The following is a 20,063-nucleotide window of genomic DNA, read 5'->3' on the forward strand; positions in this document are numbered from 1 at the left end:
TAAGAAGTAAGTCAGAGAAAAGTGTCTCTGACTTATTTTTTATACTAATAATCCTTTGCATTGAAGAAAATATCCAGTATAGTTAGTGATGATTAGGTAATCTTAAAAAGAAGGAAGTGTCTCATGCGATTAAATAAATTTATTAGTGAATCAGGTAAAGCTTCAAGACGTGGAGCAGATAAACTAATTGAAGAAGGCCGCGTATTTGTTAATGGAAGAAGAGCTAAAATAGGAAGCCAAGTCAATCCAGGTGATGAAGTTAAAGTAGACGGAAACACACTATTTATTGCTCCTAGAAGTAATGTTTACATTGCTTTAAATAAACCAGTTGGAATTACAAGTACCACCGAAAAGAAAGTTAAAGGTAATATTGTAGATTTAGTTAATTATCCTGAGAGAATTTTTCATATTGGACGATTAGATAAGGACTCAGAAGGGTTGATTTTACTAACTAACGATGGGGATATTGTAAATGAGATTTTACGTTCTGAAGGAGAACATGAAAAAGAATATATTGTCTCTGTTGACAAACCTATCACCCAAGAATTTGTTGATAATATGTCAAAAGGGGTTAAAATTTTAGGAACAACAACCTTACCCTGTGAAGTGGAACAACTATCAAAATATGATTTTAAAATTATCTTAACCCAAGGGCTAAACCGTCAAATTAGACGTATGTGTGAAGAATTAGGTTATAATGTATACAGATTACAACGTTTAAGAATCATGAATGTAGAGCTTGGTAATTTACCAGTTGGACAATGGCGCTATTTAAGTAAAAAAGAAAAAGCAAGACTTTTCAAAGATTTAGATTATGAAGAAAAAGAGTGGTAAAAAAGTCTTTAATAATTAAAATCATAGGAGTATAATGGAAAAGGAAAAATTATCGAAATAAGTTAAAGAAATGAAAGTGAAGTGAAATTATGGGACGTAAATGGGAAAATATCGTCGAAAAGAAAACAGCCAAAGATGCTAATAATAGTAAAATTTATGCAAAATTTGGTATTGAAATCTATGCAGCAGCAAAATCAGGTGATCCCGATCCAGAAACAAACCAAAAATTACGTTTCGTAATGGACCGTGCTAAAACTTATAATGTTCCTAAACATATTATTGACCGTGCCATTGAAAAAGCTAAGGGTTCTGGAGATGAAAACTTCTCAGAATTACGATATGAAGGTTTTGGTCCAAATGGTTCAATGGTCATTGTTGATACATTAACTAATAATGTTAACCGTACTGTAGCAGAAGTTCGTAGTGCTTTTGGTAAAAATGGCGGTAACATGGGAGTATCAGGAGCCGTTGCTTATATGTTTGATCATACAGCTATTATTGGTTTAAAAGACCAAGATGCAGATGATATTTTTGAATATTTATTAGAAAAAGATATTGAAGTTAAAGATGTGTTTGAAGAAAATGATCAAGTGATTGTTTACGGTGAAGGTACTGACTTCCACTTAATTCAAACAGCTTTAAAAGAAAAAGGAATCGAAGAATTTTCTATCACAGAAATCCAAATGTTACCACAAAGTGACGTAGTCCTTGAAGGTGATGATTTAGAAAAATTCAATAAAATGATTGCTGTTTTAGAAGATTTAGAAGATGTTCAAGACGTATATCATAACGTTGATTTAGATTAATAGAAACTGGCTCAAATTGAGCCAGTTTTTTTATTGTTAGACAGACTATTTATTGTTACAATTGCGATAAGACAAAAGAAAAGGACGTAAGAAAATGCGAAATATAAAATTAACAATCGAGTATGATGGTAGACGTTATCAAGGTTGGCAAAGATTAAAAGATTCAGATAAATCAATTCAAGGTAAAATTGAAAAAGTGATTAGTATTATGACAGAAGAAAAGATTGAAATCATTGGTTCTGGTCGTACTGACGCTGGAGCGCACGCTAAAGGGCAAGTAGCAAACTTTAAAACTGAAAGCACAATGACCATTGATGAGATGTTGGAGTATTTAAATCGTTACTTACCAAATGATATTGTTGTGAATGATATTGAAGAAGTTCCAGAGAGATTCCATTCAAGATACAATGCTAAAGAAAAAACATATAGCTACTATGTTTGGAATAGTACAATCCCTTCTGTTTTTAATGGGATGCATAGTTTCCATTATTTCGATGAATTAGATATGGAATTAATGGAAGAGGCTGCTGAAAAAATGATTGGAACTCATGATTTTCTGGCTTTTTCAGCTTTAAAGAAAAGTAAAAAATCGACTGAAAGAACAATTAAGGAAATAAGTATTACAAAAGAAGGGAATTTAATTCACTTTAAATTTGTTGGAGAAGGATTCCTTTACAATATGGTACGCATCTTAATGGGAACATTATTACAAATTGGTTCAGGAGAATTATCAATGAACTCAATTGAACAAGCATTTACTAGCAAAAAACGTGAGGATGCTGGTCCTACAGCTCCGTCGCACGGTTTATTCTTAGACGAAGTGGTTTATTGAAATAAAACAAGAGGCTTATGACATATATGTGTCGTAAGCCTCTTTTAATGATGAAATACTTCATCAACAACCTTCTCATTTAGTCTTGATTAGCAGCAAATTGTGCGTAATAAAGTTGTGAGTAATGTCCTCCTGTTTTTAGAAGTTCATCATGATTTCCTGATTCTTGAACTTTTCCTTTATCGATAACAAAAATTTCATCACTATTTTTTATAGTTGATAAACGGTGAGCGATAATGAAAGAAGTTCTATTTTTTAGTAATTCATTTAATCCTTTTTGTAGAAGTTCTTCTGTTTCCGTATCAATATTGGCAGTAGCTTCATCTAAAATTAAAATTTTAGGATCAGCTAGTAACACACGTGCAAAGGAAATTAACTGTCGTTGTCCTGCTGAGAGAGTACTTCCACGTTCTTCAACTATTGTATGATAACCATTTGGTAATTTACTAATGAAATCATGTGCACGAACAACTTTACTTGCAGCAATAATCTCCTCTTCAGTAGCGTCTAGTTTTCCGTAACGAATATTCTCTAGAATTGTACCAGAGAAAACGAAGGTGTCTTGTAACATGACCCCAATTTGTCTGCGTAAAGAGTTCAGTGTTACATCACGTACGTCATAACCGTCAACCTTAACACTACCATCTGTGACATCATAGAAGCGGTTAATTAAGTTAATAACTGTTGTTTTACCAGCACCAGTCGGACCTACTAAAGCAATATTTTTTCCGGCTTCAACATGGAAACTTAAGTCATTTAAGACTTTAGGAGAGTTTGCTTCGTATTGGAAAGAGACATGTTCAAATGTGACATTTCCTTCAATTTCTGGTAGCTCTATAGCATCTGGTGCATCAATAATAGTTGGTTCTTCATCTAGAGTTTCAAAAATTCTTTCTAAGTAAGCTGTTGCTGTAACTAATTGGTTATAGAAGTTTCCGATATTAATAATTGGATTCCAAAAATTACTCATATAAGCCATAAAAGCAATCAGCGTACCTATTGTTACTTGAATACCTATTTGTTTTGCTCCTACATAATAAAGGAAACAAATAGTAAAAATAGAGGTTAACTCAACTGCTGGCCATAATAAACGCATAATTTTAACAGCTTTCATCCATGAAGTACGATATTCATTAGATAATTCTTCAAAAGTTTCTTGTTTTTTCTCTTCTTTTGTAAAAGATTGAGTAATTCTAACACCAGCAATACTTTCATGAATATAGGCTGTTAGGTTAGATTGTTTATTACTTAAAGTTTGATAAGCAACTCGTTGAAATTTTTGAATTACCAGTGTTGCTATGACAAGAAATGGTAAAAAGACCAAACTATAGAGAGCTAATTTTGTATCAATGGTAAACATAACGATTAATGTAATCACCATATTAATAAAGTCAGATAAAAAGTTAATCAACCCATTACTTAATAAATCACTTAAGGTATTAATGTAGTTAACAACACGAATTAGAATTTTACCATGTGGTCTAGAGTCATAGTAGGAAAAAGAAAGTTTCTGAATATGAATAAAAATATCAGACCGCATATCTTTTAATATTTTTTGACCTAGTTCTGTAATTTTTAGAATACGGTATTTCATACTCCAAGAAATAAGGATTAATGAGAGAAGATAAACAACACCTAATTGTAAAATTTTTGTTTTTTCTTGATTAGGAATGTAGTTATCTAAAGTGATTTTCATAAAATAAGGTCCAAGCATTGCTACCATATTAGATAAAATAATGATTGTTAAAATAACCGTCACTTGTTTTTTATAAGGTTTGATATAAGTTCCTAAGCGTTTAAAATCACTTAGGCTAAAAGATTTCGTTAGTTCTTCATCTGTTCGAAAGGTATTTTTTTTTGCCATGATTTCACCTACTTAAGTCCTAATTGTTTTTCGTAAATTGTTGCGTAAATGCCTGATTTATCAGCTAAAAGAGTTTCGTGATTACCACGTTCCACAATTTTTCCGTCCTCTAAAACAAGAATAACATCAGCATCTTTTACCGAGCTAATACGGTGAGCAATAATAAAAGTTGTAGCATCTTCGATTGCCTCTTTTAAGCCTTTTTGAATTTTTGTTTCAGTTGTCATATCAACAGCTGAGGTGGTATCATCTAAAATTAAAATAGCTGGTTTGGTCATTAAAGATCTAGCAAGAGAGATACGTTGTTTTTGACCACCAGATAAACCAACACCACGTTCACCGACAATTGTTTGATAACCATCTGGTAAGTTTTCAATAAATTGATGGGCATCAGCAATCCGTGACATTCTTTCTAAATGAGTAGGGTCTAAGGTATCGACACCAAATGAAAGATTTTCTTCAATCGAATCTGAGAAAAGAAACGCTTCTTGCATAACTAGAGAAATGTTCTCTCTTAATTTTCTTAGTGACCATTCATCAATTTCTCTACCACCAACATAAATAGTTCCGGAAGTGGCTTCGTGGAAACGGCCAATTAATTGAACTAAAGTGGATTTTCCAGAACCGGTTTGGCCTAAGATACCAACTACTTGTCCAGGTTTAACTGAAAAACTAATATCATCTAAAATTAAAGTACTAGGATCATCAGGGAAAGAAAAACTCACGTGATCAAACACCACTTCACCAGTAAATTTAGCCTCATCATTTTCATGAACAGATCTGATTTGAATAGGTTCATCTAAGAGTGCACGAACTTTTACAGAACTAGCAAAAAAGCGTTGAGTATCACTAATAATCCAGCCACTATTACGAAGTGGGTTATTTAACATCCATAAATAGTTAGTGAATGTTACTAAAGCACCAATGGTTAATGACGAGTTAATCACTAAAATACCACCGACAACTAAACTTAAAACAGACAAACTAGAAGAGAAAAATTCTAACCAAGGTAAATTTTTCGCTAAGACATCAGCTGATTCCATATTTTTTTCCATGTAATCATCATTGACTTGATTAAATTTTTCTATTTCATAATCTTCCCTAGCAAATGCTTTAACAACACGATTACCACCAATGTTTTCTTCAACCATTGAATTTAATTGTGAGAATGATTCACGAATGGCGAAAAATTTTGGGAAAACTTCCTTAGATAAACGTCGTTGTAATAAATAAATAAACGGTGTGACAGCTAACATAAAGAGTGTTAGAGTGACATCAATTTTGAACATCACAACAATAGCTAATACAAACCAAAGTACATTTTCTACTATTGTAGAAGCAAGCCATGAAACAAAGTGACGAATAATATCAATGTCACCAGTCATATGAGCAAGTAAATCTCCGACTCTTGTATGATTAAAAAAATCAAAATCTAGTTCATGAATCTTTTTATACATATCATTTCTTAAATCAAATAAGACATCTTGACCAACTTTTTCAAACATATTTTGATAGACATAGCGAGTAATGATTTTTAAGATAGTGACTAAAATCAAAATACCTAAGTAAAGTACAAGATTTTCTTCTCCTTTTCCAGAGACAATATTATCTACAATAAGTCCAATAACAATTGGGTTAACAATCTGAAGTAAGGAACTAATGATTAAAATAATACTTGCTACAACTTCTTTTTTCCAGTAAGGTTTCACATAATGAGAAATCCATTTTAAATGATCCATTTTTTCAACTCCCAAACTTAAAATACTTGCCCTATATTACCTAGTATTGAGGACATAAAACATGGAATATCTTGTCCTTTTGATGTAATATATAATTATAGTTAAAGGGAGGGGTTTTATGTTAGAAATCGCTAAACCTTCATTCAAACCAGAAGTGTTATATGTGGCTGATGGTTATTTTAGAGAAGGTACAAAAGCAAACCCTCATTACCACGATTCCATCGAAATCAGTATTGTTTTGAAAGGGCCTACATTTTATCACATTAACCATCAAAGTTATTTAGTTGAAACAGGTGATGTGGTTATTATTAATCCTTATGATCTTCACTTTGAGGAACAAAAGACGGGAACTAGCCATCATATGCATCTAGGTTTGGATAGTTTTCAGTTGTTAGGTTATGAGAAGAATCAAATTCCAATTATTTCACCAGTTATAAAAATGGGTCAATCAGAAGTTTTTCATCACATAATAAAAAGAGTATTAAAAGAAAAAGAAGAAAGTCAGCTATATCAAGAAGCAGTCATGAGACTTTTAGCCACTGATTTATTGATTTTACTTCTTAGAGAAATTGATAAACAGAAATTACCTATCAAGCCGATTAAACAAAAAGAAAAAAGTAAAACAGTTTTAGCTAACTCCATAAAATATTATCTAGAGGCTCATCATTCGGAGGATATTAGTTTAGATAGTTTATCAAGTTCGATGTATATTAGTCCTACCTATATGTCAAAATTATTTAAACAAGAAACTGGAGAAAGTCCGATTAATTACTTAATTAAGATTCGTATGGAAAAAGCTAAGGAATTACTTGTAAAAGAAGAGCTAAGTGTTAAAGAAATTGCTAATTCAGTTGGTTATCAAGATGCTTATCATTTTAGTAAATTATTTAAGAAATACACTGGTAATTCACCTAGTGATTATATTAAAAAGAAGACAAGTACTTCTTAATAGAACTTACTTGTCTTTTTTGTGTTTTCATGTATAAAAAGGTACAATTAATAAAAAGAAGGAGGCATCATAATGAAAATTACGTATCATGGTCATTCAGTTGTTGCAATTGAAACAAAATCAGGTATTAAGATACTCATTGATCCTTTTATTAAAGGAAATCCACTATGTGATATTCAAGTAGATGAAGTAGAGGTTGATTATATTTTAGTCACTCATGGACATAACGATCACTTAGGAGATGCTGTAGAAATTGCCAAGAGATGTGGAAGTACAATAATTTCATGTCCAGAAATTATTCATTTTGTAGAGCAATACGGTGTGAAAAAAACTCACGGGATGAATATTGGTGGTAGTTTTGAATTTCCGTTTGGAAAAGTGAAAATGGTTTATGCTCAACATAGTTCAGGATATGAATTAGGCGAGACAACTCTTTATATGGGAAATCCTGCTGGTTTTGTTTTAAGTATTGAAGACAAACATTTGTATCATGCAGGTGATACAGCTTATTTCTCAGATATGAGACTTATTAGTGAGGATTTTGATTTAGATATAGCCTTTTTACCAATCGGAGATAATTTTACTATGGGAATTAAAGATGCAGTTAAAGCATCAAAATTATTAAAAGCTCATCTTAATATTCCAATTCATTTTAATACATTTCCAGTTATCAACCAAAACCCAAAAGAGTTTGTAGAGTTACTAGAAAATGATACGGGAAAAGTTATGTCTGTTGGCAGCAGTTTCGAAATTTAGAGTGTTGGAGGAATTCTATGTGTACTGGGATTAGTATGATTTCAAATGAAGGAACGGCCTTTTTGGGGAGGACTCAAGATTTTAATATCTTGTTAAACCACTACGGGGCAATGCAATTACCAAGAGGGTGTGATATTAAACAAGCTATTAGACCTTTTAATATTATGTATTCTATTCTAGGGCTTAGTTTCCAACATCAAGGAGCACCATTTTATTCAATACCAGACGGTGTTAATGAATTTGGATTAAGTGGTTCCACGCAAAGATTAACAGATTATGCTGTTTATTCAACAGTTGAAGAAATTGAGCAGGCAGAAAAATTTCCTGTTAAGAGTGGTCAGTTTTTATTATGGATTTTAGGTAATTGTAAAGATACGTATGAGATAGAAGAAAAGCTAACTCAAATTGGTATTGTTGATTTAACAATTGATGATAAAGTTCCAGGAGAACCAAGGCATTTTTTATTTACAGACCGCTCTGGAAGAACAATTGTTGTTGAGCCGGATAAAAAATTGGGCTTTAGTGTTCACGAAAATCTAGTCAAGGCTATGACAAATAGTCCTGATTTTAAATGGCATTTAACCAACCTTTCAAATTATACAAATCTTTCTTGTGTTGATCCTAGTCTTAAAAATATTAATGGTTTTCAAGTAGAAGTCACTGGAAAAGGTATGGGAATGTCAGGTTTACCTGGAGATTATTCATCAGCTTCACGTTTTATTCGAGCCGCTTATATGGTGAATACGAGTGAGGTTTTTGATGACGAACAAACCTTGACTCAGATGTTCCACCTGTTAGATAATATATCAATTCCTAAAGGAAGTATTAGGCTACCTGAAGAATCTGAAAATCATCAATTATTATTTACTCATTATAGTATTTGTTATAATCTCAAACAATCAGAATTAAATGTTAGATTTTACCATAATCAACGAATTCAACGTGTGACATTTTCTGAGGAAATTGCAAAAGGAACAGAAATAAAAATGTATAAATTGCGTCAAGAAGAGGATATTCAGTTGGTGAAAGATTAAAAAATGATATTTTTAATCTTTCATAATAAATTATTTTAAAAAGTATAAATTTAATGATGAGTTTTCGGATGAAGAAACGCAAACTTGAATAGAAATAGCAGCTCCTGAATTTAATACCATATCAAGCCCTTCTTGATCATTAGCTTGGTTATATACAATATTGTATACAGTATATGTTTGTCCATTTAGGATCACTTCAGAACCTATTTGTAAATCAAAAATCGTTTGACCAGGATAACTATTTAGTTCTACTAAATAATGAGTTGGAAAATCGTTCCATTGAAACACAGTATTTGTCCATGTGGGTACAAATCCAGTGCCACTAAAATTTCCAAGCTCATAATGATGACCGAGATAATTGAAACCATCCTTAATCTGAGAGTTAGAGACTCTCTTATCTGAGGAGTTAGAACTAGGTTCTGTCATTTCAGATATTGGTTTAGTTTTTAAAGTAGAATTACCATCAATATCCTTTTTTGTAGTTTCATTAATCTCTTCTAGATTGTTACTATTAATAGAAAAAGATGATTCGGTTTGTTCATTTGTTTCTTTGCTATCTTTATTAACAAGTGAATCAACAATTTCTGATGGATTAATAAGTACTTTTTGGGGTTGATTAATAGATGCTTTAAATAAATTAACAGATAGTGCAGAAATGATTGAAATAATAGTAATAGCTTCCTTCATATTTTCTCCTTAAAAAGTATTTTATAGTATGTTATTAATATCGGTTAAATTAAAAAAAAGTTAAAACAGATTAAACGTTTGATAGAATTAGAGGGAATGACTTATATTGATTCTTATTCTATTGGTCATTTACTGTTTGATGTGAAAGAAAATCCAAAACAAAATAATCCCTTAAATAATGAAGTAATAGAGAACATGATGAAAGAAAAATTAGTGAAAAAATGACTGAAATTGACGCACCTGAAAGTGAATTTATTCGCCTAGGTCTGAAAGGATAAAAAAATGAAACATATATCTGTTTTGATTAAGCCAGCTTCTTCTTTATGTAATATTAAATGTTGCTATTGTTTTTATAATGACATTAGTTCTATAAGAGAAGTTAATTCTTATGGAAAGATGACTAAAGAACTTTCGAGTACAATGATTGATCAGATTTATGTGGATTTAGAAGATGGTGACACATTATCCTTAGCCTTTCAGGGAGGGGAGCCAACTCTTGCAGGATTACCTTTTTATCGCTATTTGATTGATTATATTAATGGACAATCAAAAAAAGTACAAGTTAATTACGCCATTCAAACGAATGGGATGGTTATTAATGATAAGTGGTGTCAGTTATTAAAAGAAAATCATTTTTTAGTTGGTCTATCTATGGATGGACCAGCTATTTTCCATGATGAGGGACGAGTGGATTGGCGACAAAGAGGAACTTTTCAACGAGTTAGAAAAACAAAAGATCTTTTTGATAAACATGGTATTGAATACAATATTTTAACTGTCTTAACGAATCAAGTGGCTAGAGAACCAGATAAATTAATGGATTTTATACTAGAAGAAAATATTAAGTTTATCCAATTTATTCCTTGTCTTGAGGCACTTTCGGATGAGTATCAACATGATTACGCACTAAATCCTGAAGAGTTTGCCTTCTTTTATAAAAGAATTTATGCTAGATGGTTAGCTGAAATGAAGGTTGGTAACTATATTAGTATTAAATTATTTGATGATTTGTTTCATTTGCTGCTTAACCGTCAAGTTACTGCTTGTGGGATTAATGGGAAATGTCAAACTCAATATGTTATTGAAGGTGACGGGAGTGTCTACCCTTGCGATTTCTATGTCATGGACGAATACCGATTAGGTAACATTCAAAATCAGACATTAAAAGAATTATTCTCTCAAGACATAAATATTTCTTTTATGTGTGAGAAGAGAAACGAAACGAAACAATGTCTAACTTTCCCTTATCAAAACCTTTGTGGTGGTGGTTGTAAGCGGATGTCAGACACCATTTATGTGAATAAGGAAGATACGTATTGTGGTTTTAAAGAAGTATTAGACACGTATACAAAAGAGCTACCTCAATTAGTTAGTTATGTTAGGAGTCTTGAAAGATGATTGGAAGTATTTATTTTATTGTTATTGTATTTGCAAATACTATCGGAGCTATTTCTGGAATGGGCGGTGGTGTATTAATTAAACCTATTTTTGATTTGCTCCATGTTCATTCAGTAGCAGCAATTTCCTTTTATTCCAGTGTGGCAGTTTTAACAATGTCAGTGGTGTCTACTAGTAATCAACTTCAAAATGGGATTCAGATTAAATGGCCCTTTGCAATTCAAGTTTCTTTAGGTGCAGTAGTGGGTGGTTTACTTGGAAATATAGTGTTTGAAAAAATTCTTGCTTTGTTTCCAGCAGGTCGTGAAGTTCAGCTTGTTCAAATTGTTTTAACCGTTATAACGTTAGTTTTTTCTTATCTTTATAGTAAGGGAATGTGGCAGAATTTTAATTACCAATCGCCAGTTTTAACACTAGGTTCTGGTCTTTTATTAGGTTTTTTAGCTAGTTTACTTGGTATTGGTGGAGGGCCAATTAATGTGGCATTGTTGATGTTACTTTTTAATATTCCAATCAAACAAGCAACGATCTATTCAATTATTACTATTTTCTTTTCTCAGTTAACAAAAGTCATAACGATTTTTGTGACAGTTGATATGAGTCGTTACGATATGAACATGTTGTACTATATTATACCAGCCGCTATTTTAGGTGGTTTCTTAGGTTCTTTTGTCAGTGGAAAAGTGACCGATGAAAGAGTCAACCAAGTGTATCAATGGGTTATTATTTTAGTCTTAATCATTAATATATATAATGGATGGCAGGTGTTTTAATGAGCGAAATGGTTAAAGTTCCCGGTGGAAGTTATTTAATTGGAACAAATAGTGCAGATGGTTTCGTAAAAGATAAAGAAGGACCTCAAGTTGAGATTCAATTAGAGGCTTTTGAAATAAGTAATACGACAATTATCAATCTAGAATTTCAACAATTTGTTCAGGAAACAGGTTATGTGACAGAGGCAGAACAATATGGTTGGTCGTATGTTTTTCATTACTTTTTAACAATGGAAGAAAAGCTAAAGTCAGCTGAAATTCCTGGATTAAATTGGTGGTACGCAGTTCAAGTAGCTAACTGGAAACATCCAGAAGGTAGAAGTTCTAACTTGAAAGATAGACTAAATCACCCTGTTGTTCATGTTTCTAGAAATGATGCACTGGCTTATTGTGAGTGGAGTGGTACAAGATTACCAACTGAGGCCGAATGGGAAGTTGCCGATAAAGGTGGAACAACTTATGAACGCTATCCTTGGGGAGAAGAATTTCTGAAGAACAATGATTACCATTGTAATATCTGGCAAGGGAATTTCCCATTAACTAATACTTTAGATAATGGTTTTGATGGGGCAGCGCCAGCAAAATATTACGAACCAAATAATTATGGTACGTATCAAATGGTAGGGAATGTATGGGAATGGTGCTTAAATCCTCAAGGAATTGATTTAGAGGAATTTCAACAAAAATCATCAGCAGATTTTGTTGAAAAAAATCAAACCAGAGATGATAAAGCTTATGCTATTCGTGGTGGTTCTTTTTTATGCCACGAATCCTATTGCAAACGATATAGGATTGCTGCTAGAAATGGAAATACAGGAGATTCAACTAGTAATAACATGGGATTTAGAGTGGTTAGACAAAGCAACTATCTAATTAAAAATTAGATAGTTTTTTTATGTTATAATAGTCAGATATTCAAAGAAGAGGTGTATTAGTTGAAATTAGTAATTTTTGATATGGATGGATTAATGTTTGATACAGGAAGGCTTGCTTACCGAGGTTACACGAGAACAGCTAAAAAATTTGATTTTGAATTAAATCCAAATGTGTATTACCAATTAACTGGTAGAAATGAAGAAGGCTTTAGAAAAGAGTTAAAAGAGCTTTATGGAAGTGATCAAGATACAGATACTTGGCGTGATTTTATGACTAAAACAAAACATGAAATATTAGATGAAGAAAAACGAGTGTATAAGAAAAAAGGTTTATTAGAGTTGTTAAGTTTTTTAAAAGAAAATAAGTATAAAATTGCTTTAGCCTCATCATCAAAAAGAGAAATCATTTCTTTATATTTAGACATTGAGGAGATGCCTGATGTATTTGATATTATTATAGCTGGAGATGAGGTAACTAAAGGTAAACCAGATCCAGAAATTTTCCTGAAAGCTTGTACTGGACTAGGAATTGATCCAAAAGATGCCTTAGTATTAGAAGATTCACTTGCTGGAATTGAGGCAGCTAGTAGAGGTGGTATTCCTTCTATTTTAGTTGAAGATGATATTACTGATTTACCACCTGTTCCTGGCAAGTATAAGTTACAAAAACAACTACCAGTGAGTAAAGAAAGAGTCTATCAACCAACTCATCAAATGTCAGACTTAATTGAAGTTAAAGAATTTCTAGAAAAAAGGAACTGTGACATCATTGAATCACAATTCCTTAAAAAGGTGTAAAGGGTATAAAAGAAGTAGCTTCTTTTCTTTAAAATGTAGAAAATAGTCCTTGTTCAGGGGCTATTTTTTTATTAATTTCTTGTTGTTCAAATAACCAGTCTTGTAATAAAACAAAATCTTTTTCAGCATAGTTTTTTTGAGGTTCAAACTCAAAATCTGAAAAGGAAACTGCTTTTTCATTTGGTAAATGACAATATGTTTCAATGAGTTTAACTTTCTCAAGGTTCGTTTGTTGATTAAAATATTGACCGGCTTCTTCTAATGCTAGGTGAAAATTTTTAACGTCTTCAGGGTTATCCTCAGTAAATTGTTTGTCAAAGCACCACATCACATAACAGGCATCAATATCTTTAGAATGCCAAATAGTTTTAGTCTCTGGAATTTCTAAGACAGTAGAAATAAAAGGTTCAATTGCCACTAAACAATCAATTTTCTTAGTTTGTAAAGCCTCAATTCGTTCATAGGTGTTGTTAATGAAAGTATAAGTTAAAGGTGGCAGTTGATTCTTTAAATAAGTATCTACAAAAAATCTAAACAGACCTGTTTGACTAATACCAGCATTAAGATTTTCTTTTTCCATGTAGTTATTATAACCAGCTAACTGAATAGTTCTTGTTAAAGTAGAGGTAATAACAGCCTCTTTACCATCTTTTAAATAATAGAAAAAGAAGGTTGTATCTCCCATTTGAGCATCAACTTCACCTGTTAAAAAGGCATTTTTTCCTTGAAAAACAAAGTTATCAGCTAACTCTAGATTAACCTCTACTTGATGTTTTTCAAAAAAACCTAATTCTTTTGAAAGAATAACAGGTAAAACTAAGGGATTGATTCTATTTTGTTGTAATTTAATTGTTGCCATAATGATTCTCCTTCTTTACAGAATGGTGATTAAAAATGAAAGTCCCATGATGAAGTGGAACGAACGGATTAAAAGCAGTGGTCTTGGACCAAAATCTCGTCCCATTTCTGGATAAACTTCTTGAATTTTTAAATAATCTTTTAACCATCTTAAATAACCTTGGATAAAAAATATAATAAATCCAATGAGGGATTGCCACCATAATAACACACTAAAACTCAAATAACTCCAAGCAATTAAAACTAAAATACCTTCAGGAATCATTAGTAAAATTGAGTTTCTAAAACCAATGATATGAGGAAGAGTTTTTCTAACTCCTTGATCTTTATCATAATCACCAGCATTGTTTGTGGACATTAAAAAAACAGTTAACATCATGCAAATAAAAGCGTAAAGATAAGCTTCTTTTGTAAGAGTTCCAGTTTGAAGCCAAAAGGCAACAAGGGAACTTAAACCGCCAACTAAAAGACCAGAAACAAGTTCACCAATGGGTAATACGATGTAGGCGAACGGACCTAATGAATATGTAATAGCAGCAAGTAAACCTAAAAGACCAAGTAAAAATAAACCAAGACTTTTAGTGAGATAGACTAAAGCTAAACCAGTTAAGCCACCTAAAGCAATCCATGCAAGTAAAACAAGGCAAGCATCTAAAAAAGTAGCGTCACCTCTTACTAATCCTTCACTTCCTAAATGTCCAGTAAATGTTTCTTCGCTTTCTTCATTTTTCATAAAGGCACGAATTTCATTTGCCACATTGGCAACAATATTAAATGAAAACCCACAAATAAAGAAGAGAACTAAATATAGAGCATTTATTCTTCCTGTTAAGAAACTTGCAAAAAGACTTGTGCTAAAAATAGGTAGTCCTGTTGCAAAGCCTGTGCGAAGTTCCATGACAGTGTAAGCTCTTTTTGGAAAACCCAACGCCCATTTAATTAAAGTTTGAAGGTTCAATATTTGACACTCCCTTGAGATAAACCTTTATCAATGTATTTTTGTAACAATAAGTAAATAACGAGCATCGGAATCATGCTTAATAATATAAAGGCACAAATTAACGGCCAGTTTGTTTGATAAGGACCTACAAAACGATAAATCCCTGTTGAAATAGTCGGTAATTTGCTAGTCGGCATGTATAAATAGGGAATATAAAAATCATTATAGATACTAAGCATTTTCAGCAGAATAACCGTTGTTGTTGCAGGCGTTAGCATTGGAAAAATAATGTGACGAAAAATCTTAAAATATGAGGCACCGTCCATCATAGCAGCTTGATCTAGTTCAACGGGAATTTGCTCCATGTTTTGTAAGTAAAGATAAATCATTGTCACATCTGCACCAACGTAAAGTAAAATAGGTGCCCAAATTGTATTATATAAATGTAAACTAGTCATAATATTAAAAGTTCCTACTTGAGTAACAACCATGGGAACAGCTGATACTAAAAAATAACCAAATAATAAAGTTTTCTTTAGTTTAAAATCAAAACGCTGATAGACATAAGCTACCATTGAACCAATAAAAACACTCAAAATAATACTAATTAACATAATTGTAAAGGTGACTAAGAAACTAGTAACCAAATTTCCTTCTCGAATCGCTTCTGTATAATTATCAAGATAAAGAAAACTATTTGGAATTCTAAGACCTTGAGAAATAGAAAATTCTTCAAAGGACATAAAAGAGCCAAAGAAAAGAATAGTTAAAGGAAATAAAATAATAAAAGACCAAATCAAAAGACTTAAATATTTGATTGATTTTCCTAAAATCGTCATAGTTTATTAGCTCCTTTTTTCTTGATTAATTGCAGAAAACCACTTAGTAAAACAATTAATAAGGTAATTAAAACTGATAGACTTGAGGCAAGTCCATATTTTTGTTGCTCAAAAGCTAATTTCATTGTTTGAATGACTATTGTTGTTGTTCCATTAGAGCCATTTGTCAAAATAAAAGGAATATCAAAAACAGATATAACACCAATAATCAGTAGGACAGTATTTAAAAAAATAATTTTTTTAGTTTGGGGAATGATAACCCATTTCGTTTTTTGCCACAAAGTAGCTCCATCTAATAAACAAACTTCCTGATAATCTTTAGGAATGCTTTGAATAGCTCCGTAGTATAAAAGAAAACTAATACCTAGATTACGCCATAAAGAAATACTAGCCAAAGTAATATTAACCTGATCAGGATCTCCTAACCAAAATGTTTGAAATCTGCTTAAATGTAGAACATTTAAAAATTGATCAAAAGCCCCATCTGGACTAAAAAATAGCCGAAAAATCATTGCCACTGCAATACTACTAATGAGTGAGGGTAAAATAAAAAGGCTCTTAAAAAAAGATTTCCCGTAAGTTTTTTCTGATAATATAATGGCAAAATAATAGGCAATAATCATTTGTAAAAGACCAGATACTAAATAATAACTATTAACTTTTAAGGACTTCCAGTAAACAGAGCTAGACAAAAGGGTAGAATAATTGTTAAATCCTACCCATTTAAAGTCTAGTCCGATGCCACCCCAATTAGTAAAACTCATAATAAATAAATTAATAATTGGCAAGATACCAAATACCAATAAAAGAAGAGTTGGGATGACTAGAAATAAAAGTAGCTGAAAGTTTTTTTTCTTAAGGCTATTCATGATTTTTAGCAGCAGTAGTCCACTTGTTAGAAAGCTCTGTTACATAGTCTTCATAAGAAATATTTTTATCTGGATAAAGTCCAATGTTAATAACTTGTTGTAAGACATCTGTTAACCTAGCGACTCCAACTTCGTTAGCTATTTCAGTGTATTTAGCATTTGTTTCAGGTGTTTCAGTTGCGACTGTTAAAATCACATTGCTATTATCAATTAATTCTTTTTCTTTTTTAGAAAGATCTGCTTTTAAATTAGGCATTCCATTTAAATCTTTTACATAACCACTTTTGTTTGAAACAAAATAATCAAGGAAAGCTTCAGCGGTTTTTTTGTTTTTCGAATGTTTATTAATTCCGATAACAGCAGGTGCTCCAATTGGGAAACTAGTTTTACCGTCTGTTTCAACAGGAAAATTCATAATTTTTATTGGGTCTTTTGTTAAGTTTTGAATAGTAGGGACTTCTTGAGAGCCGTGCATTAACATAGCGATTTCGCCTTTAGCAAGTTGTGAAAAGGCTGTTTGACTATCTAAGGTCATAGGATCTTTTTCGATTAAACCTTTTGATGACATTTCATAAAATAAATCCATTACTTCACGAATAGGCATTCCTTCTTTAAAAGCGTCTCCTGATTCTAATGTTTCTGATTTAAATTGTTCACCGCCAAACGATGTCAAAGCACCAGCCCAAATAGCTACTGCTTGATAATTTGAATAAAAAGGTGTCGCATTAGTTGTTTCTTTTATTTTTTCTAAATCTTTAATAAAATCTTTTGTTGTTGTTGGTGTATCAGTGATACCAGCTTCTTTCAAAACTGCTTCATTATAAATAATACCTAATGAATTAAGGGCAACAGGTAAACCGTAAACATCATCTTTATAATCAGCTTCGTAAACATCTAAATATTTTTCACCTAAGTCTTTAGTTGTTCCTAAACTTTCAAAATAGTTAGGGTATTTTTCTCTGTTACCAGCCATTGAAAAGGGAATAAATAAAACATCACCGTATTCACCGCTATTTAAACGAGTAGAGACGGACTTGTCATAGTCAGCAATATTTTCAAAAGTAACTTTTGTTACTTCAGGATATTCTTTAATGAAGTTAGCTTCAATTTGTTTGAAAAGCGCCTCCCCATCTGTTCTGTCTGTTAAAACAGTAATCTCTCCACTCACGCTGTCATCCTTAGAGTCAGCTTGCTTGTTTCCATTTGAGCAAGCACCTAGAAATAGAGTTGTTAGTAGTGTTCCAAATACAAGTTTTTTCAATTTCATTTCATCGTTTCCTTCTTCCTAAATGAATAATTACAACGCCTAATTATAACGAAAAAAAAGCTTTAAATCAAAAGGCTATCTTAAAAAAATTGTTTACATGATATAGGAAAATTTTTATGAATTTTAATAAAAACATGTTAAAGTAAATAGGACAAAGAAATTAAAGAGAAGAGAGCCATTAAATATGAAGAAAAGTAATCAAAAAGCAAATAAAATTAGTAAACAAAATCAAGGTCAATACTTAGTTGTTCAAGAAGATACAACTCTATTACCTTTCCTATTATCAGAAATGAAAGGGAAAAGTAGAAATGCTATTAAATCAACTTTAACAAGAGGACAAATATTTGTTGATAATGAAGCTATTACACAACATAATCACCCTTTGACAAAAGGGCAACGTGTTTTAATTCAAGACAATAAAATGGCAATGAGTGAGCAAGCTTTAGTTGGAATAGAAGTTATTTATGAAGATGATGATTTAATTGTCATTGAAAAAGAATCAGGTATGTTATCTATTGCAGGTAACCCAAGAGATTTTGAAGTAACGGCTCATAACCAGTTGATGGCTTACGTGAGACGTCATCATCCGAAAAATAGAATTTACGTAGTTCATAGACTAGATAAAGACACATCAGGAATTATGTTATTTGCTAAAAATGAAAAAATGAAAGCAACGCTTCAAGAAAATTGGAAAGAGATTGTGACTGAGAGAATGTATACAGCTCTTGTAGAAGGAAATGTAAAAAAACAATCTGGTACCATTACATCTTGGTTAACAGAAAGTAAAACCTTTAAAATGTATTCAAGTTCCTTTGATAATGGTGGAAAACAAGCTATTACACACTACAAAAAAATTAGAGGAAATAAAAATTATAGTTTACTTGAAGTTATGTTAGAAACAGGTAGAAAAAATCAAATTCGTGTTCATATGGAAGAGATTGGCCATCCAATTGTCGGAGATAAAAAATACGGAGCTCATGGTAATCCTTTGAAGCGAGTGGGACTACATGCTACTACGTTAGTCTTTAAACATCCTGTGACAGGTAAACAAATGAAATTCACTTCAAAAGTACCAAAAAAATTTAATAAGTTATTAAAGGAAAACTAATAGTTAAATATCCTATAAATGAAGCTATTTCACTAGGTATTTAGACAGAAAAATGTTATCTTTGTTTTAAATTATTAAAAATGGAGATGAAAAATCATGTCAGGTATTAGTAGTAAGGCTTATCGTTTATCTATTAGGGGGATATTGATAGCAATCATACTTGTGCAATCAATGGTTCCATTCTTAGGATTTATTCCATTATTTGTAACAAGTTTAACAATTATTCATATAACAGTTATTGTGGCTGCAATCACTCTTGGCACAAAAGATGGTATGTTAATTGGGCTAGTTTGGGGACTCTCAACCATGTTTAGGGCATGGACAATGCCAACAACACCTATTGATACATTAATTTTTACCAATCCAATTGTTTCAGTTCTACCTAGAATTTTAGTAGGTCTTGTAGCTGGAGGAATTTTTACATTACTTTATAAAAAAACAAGTAAGTTTTATTTATCAACAGTTGTGGCATCTGCTTTAGGAGCTTTAACTAATACAGTTTTAGTGCTTGGATTTATGGGAGCTTTGTATACAGGTCCAGTAGCTGCAGCTTATAATACAACAACTTCAGGTTTACTTTCCGTTCTTTTAGTTGTCGTTGGAACAAATGGGATACCAGAAATGATTGCTGCAATGGTTATTACGCCATTAATTGTGAAAGCAATTTTTGCTGCAACAAATCTTTCACCAGAAACAAGAATATAAAATAAAACGAAAACTGGCGAGTTATGTCGCCAGTTTTTTTGTCTTTTAAATTAGATAAAAATAACAATAATTATTAGGTTAAAATATTAGTATAAGTTTTTTTTAGTTAATAGAAAAAAGATGATATTAATT

The 20,063-nt window shown here is 31.7% G+C and carries 21 protein-coding genes; 13 read left to right on the forward strand and 8 right to left on the reverse strand.

Features of this window, described 5'->3' with window-relative positions; all coding sequences use genetic code 11:
• The first annotated feature begins 123 nt into the window (after positions 1 to 123).
• From rluF to truA, 3 genes are all read left to right on the forward strand, one after another.
• Complete coding sequence (gene rluF / locus DFR54_RS10035; protein WP_086342222.1) at positions 124 to 834, forward strand: 23S rRNA pseudouridine(2604) synthase RluF; 711 nt, start codon at positions 124 to 126, stop codon at positions 832 to 834.
• A gap of 89 nt (positions 835 to 923) precedes the next feature.
• Positions 924 to 1,640: a YebC/PmpR family DNA-binding transcriptional regulator gene (locus tag DFR54_RS10040; protein ID WP_086342223.1), complete on the forward strand. Its 717-nt coding sequence runs from the start codon at positions 924 to 926 to the stop codon at positions 1,638 to 1,640.
• A 94-nt stretch (positions 1,641 to 1,734) separates the two neighbouring features.
• On the forward strand, positions 1,735 to 2,472 hold the full coding sequence (gene truA, locus DFR54_RS10045; protein WP_114290105.1) for a tRNA pseudouridine(38-40) synthase TruA: 738 nt from the start codon (positions 1,735 to 1,737) through the stop codon (positions 2,470 to 2,472).
• Positions 2,473 to 2,551: 79 nt separating this feature from the next.
• Here truA and DFR54_RS10050 read toward each other — a convergent pair whose 3' ends face one another.
• Complete coding sequence (locus DFR54_RS10050) at positions 2,552 to 4,336, reverse strand: ABC transporter ATP-binding protein (RefSeq protein ID WP_114290106.1); 1,785 nt, start codon at positions 4,334 to 4,336, stop codon at positions 2,552 to 2,554.
• Positions 4,337 to 4,344: 8 nt separating this feature from the next.
• Positions 4,345 to 6,075 (reverse strand): ABC transporter ATP-binding protein, encoded by a 1,731-nt coding sequence (locus DFR54_RS10055; RefSeq protein WP_114290107.1) that lies wholly within the window; start codon positions 6,073 to 6,075, stop codon positions 4,345 to 4,347.
• Between the two features lie 118 nt (positions 6,076 to 6,193).
• On the opposite strand from DFR54_RS10055, the gene DFR54_RS10060 reads away from it, so the two are divergent.
• The 3 genes from DFR54_RS10060 to DFR54_RS10070 all read left to right on the forward strand — a co-directional run bounded on the left by DFR54_RS10060 (position 6,194) and on the right by DFR54_RS10070 (position 8,814).
• Entirely contained in the window at positions 6,194 to 7,024 is an 831-nt protein-coding gene (locus DFR54_RS10060; RefSeq protein ID WP_114290108.1) for an AraC family transcriptional regulator, read from the forward strand.
• Between the two features lie 72 nt (positions 7,025 to 7,096).
• Positions 7,097 to 7,780 (forward strand): metal-dependent hydrolase, encoded by a 684-nt coding sequence (locus DFR54_RS10065; protein WP_114290109.1) that lies wholly within the window; start codon positions 7,097 to 7,099, stop codon positions 7,778 to 7,780.
• Between the two features lie 17 nt (positions 7,781 to 7,797).
• On the forward strand, positions 7,798 to 8,814 hold the full coding sequence (locus DFR54_RS10070; RefSeq protein ID WP_114290110.1) for a linear amide C-N hydrolase: 1,017 nt from the start codon (positions 7,798 to 7,800) through the stop codon (positions 8,812 to 8,814).
• Positions 8,815 to 8,844: 30 nt separating this feature from the next.
• On the opposite strand, the gene DFR54_RS10075 is transcribed toward DFR54_RS10070, so the two are convergent.
• The gene (locus DFR54_RS10075; protein ID WP_114290111.1) at positions 8,845 to 9,501 is read right to left on the reverse strand and encodes a hypothetical protein; all 657 of its coding nucleotides are present in this window, start codon (positions 9,499 to 9,501) and stop codon (positions 8,845 to 8,847) included.
• Between the two features lie 96 nt (positions 9,502 to 9,597).
• Here DFR54_RS10075 and DFR54_RS13490 point away from each other — a divergent pair, with 96 nt between their 5' ends.
• The 5 genes from DFR54_RS13490 to DFR54_RS10095 are packed head-to-tail and all read left to right on the forward strand — an operon-like array spanning position 9,598 to position 13,345.
• Positions 9,598 to 9,726: a hypothetical protein gene (locus DFR54_RS13490; protein WP_282957115.1), complete on the forward strand. Its 129-nt coding sequence runs from the start codon at positions 9,598 to 9,600 to the stop codon at positions 9,724 to 9,726.
• A 57-nt stretch (positions 9,727 to 9,783) separates the two neighbouring features.
• On the forward strand, positions 9,784 to 10,899 hold the full coding sequence (locus DFR54_RS10080; protein WP_114290112.1) for a radical SAM/SPASM domain-containing protein: 1,116 nt from the start codon (positions 9,784 to 9,786) through the stop codon (positions 10,897 to 10,899).
• Positions 10,896 to 11,672: a sulfite exporter TauE/SafE family protein gene (locus DFR54_RS10085; RefSeq protein ID WP_114290113.1), complete on the forward strand. Its 777-nt coding sequence runs from the start codon at positions 10,896 to 10,898 to the stop codon at positions 11,670 to 11,672. Before DFR54_RS10080 ends, DFR54_RS10085 begins: the two co-directional genes overlap by 4 nt.
• An 8-nt stretch (positions 11,673 to 11,680) precedes the next feature.
• The gene (locus DFR54_RS10090) at positions 11,681 to 12,556 is read left to right on the forward strand and encodes a formylglycine-generating enzyme family protein (RefSeq protein ID WP_114290131.1); all 876 of its coding nucleotides are present in this window, start codon (positions 11,681 to 11,683) and stop codon (positions 12,554 to 12,556) included.
• A 51-nt stretch (positions 12,557 to 12,607) separates the two neighbouring features.
• The gene (locus DFR54_RS10095) at positions 12,608 to 13,345 is read left to right on the forward strand and encodes an HAD family hydrolase (protein ID WP_249033383.1); all 738 of its coding nucleotides are present in this window, start codon (positions 12,608 to 12,610) and stop codon (positions 13,343 to 13,345) included.
• 28 nt (positions 13,346 to 13,373) lie between these two features.
• On the opposite strand, the gene DFR54_RS10100 is transcribed toward DFR54_RS10095, so the two are convergent.
• The 5 genes from DFR54_RS10100 to DFR54_RS10120 all read right to left on the reverse strand — a co-directional run bounded on the left by DFR54_RS10100 (position 13,374) and on the right by DFR54_RS10120 (position 18,118).
• Positions 13,374 to 14,204: an ABC transporter substrate-binding protein gene (locus tag DFR54_RS10100; protein ID WP_114290114.1), complete on the reverse strand. Its 831-nt coding sequence runs from the start codon at positions 14,202 to 14,204 to the stop codon at positions 13,374 to 13,376.
• A gap of 15 nt (positions 14,205 to 14,219) precedes the next feature.
• Complete coding sequence (locus DFR54_RS10105) at positions 14,220 to 15,161, reverse strand: prenyltransferase (RefSeq protein ID WP_249033384.1); 942 nt, start codon at positions 15,159 to 15,161, stop codon at positions 14,220 to 14,222.
• Entirely contained in the window at positions 15,158 to 15,982 is an 825-nt protein-coding gene (locus tag DFR54_RS10110) for a carbohydrate ABC transporter permease (RefSeq protein ID WP_114290115.1), read from the reverse strand. Before DFR54_RS10110 ends, DFR54_RS10105 begins: the two co-directional genes overlap by 4 nt.
• Positions 15,979 to 16,770 (reverse strand): carbohydrate ABC transporter permease, encoded by a 792-nt coding sequence (locus tag DFR54_RS10115; protein WP_249033385.1) that lies wholly within the window; start codon positions 16,768 to 16,770, stop codon positions 15,979 to 15,981. Before DFR54_RS10115 ends, DFR54_RS10110 begins: the two co-directional genes overlap by 4 nt.
• Before the next feature lie 73 nt (positions 16,771 to 16,843).
• On the reverse strand, positions 16,844 to 18,118 hold the full coding sequence (locus DFR54_RS10120) for an ABC transporter substrate-binding protein (RefSeq protein ID WP_114290117.1): 1,275 nt from the start codon (positions 18,116 to 18,118) through the stop codon (positions 16,844 to 16,846).
• A 184-nt stretch (positions 18,119 to 18,302) separates the two neighbouring features.
• Between DFR54_RS10120 and DFR54_RS10125 the strand changes: the two genes are divergently transcribed.
• Both DFR54_RS10125 and DFR54_RS10130 read left to right on the forward strand, forming a co-directional pair.
• A complete protein-coding gene (locus DFR54_RS10125) occupies positions 18,303 to 19,226 on the forward strand; it encodes an RluA family pseudouridine synthase (RefSeq protein WP_114290118.1) in 924 nt (307 codons plus the stop codon).
• Between the two features lie 96 nt (positions 19,227 to 19,322).
• Entirely contained in the window at positions 19,323 to 19,931 is a 609-nt protein-coding gene (locus tag DFR54_RS10130) for an ECF transporter S component (protein WP_114290119.1), read from the forward strand.
• Positions 19,932 to 20,063: the final 132 nt, after the last annotated feature.

Source organism: Vagococcus fluvialis (genome assembly GCF_003337315.1).
In the GTDB taxonomy this organism is placed as follows: domain Bacteria; phylum Bacillota; class Bacilli; order Lactobacillales; family Vagococcaceae; genus Vagococcus; species Vagococcus fluvialis.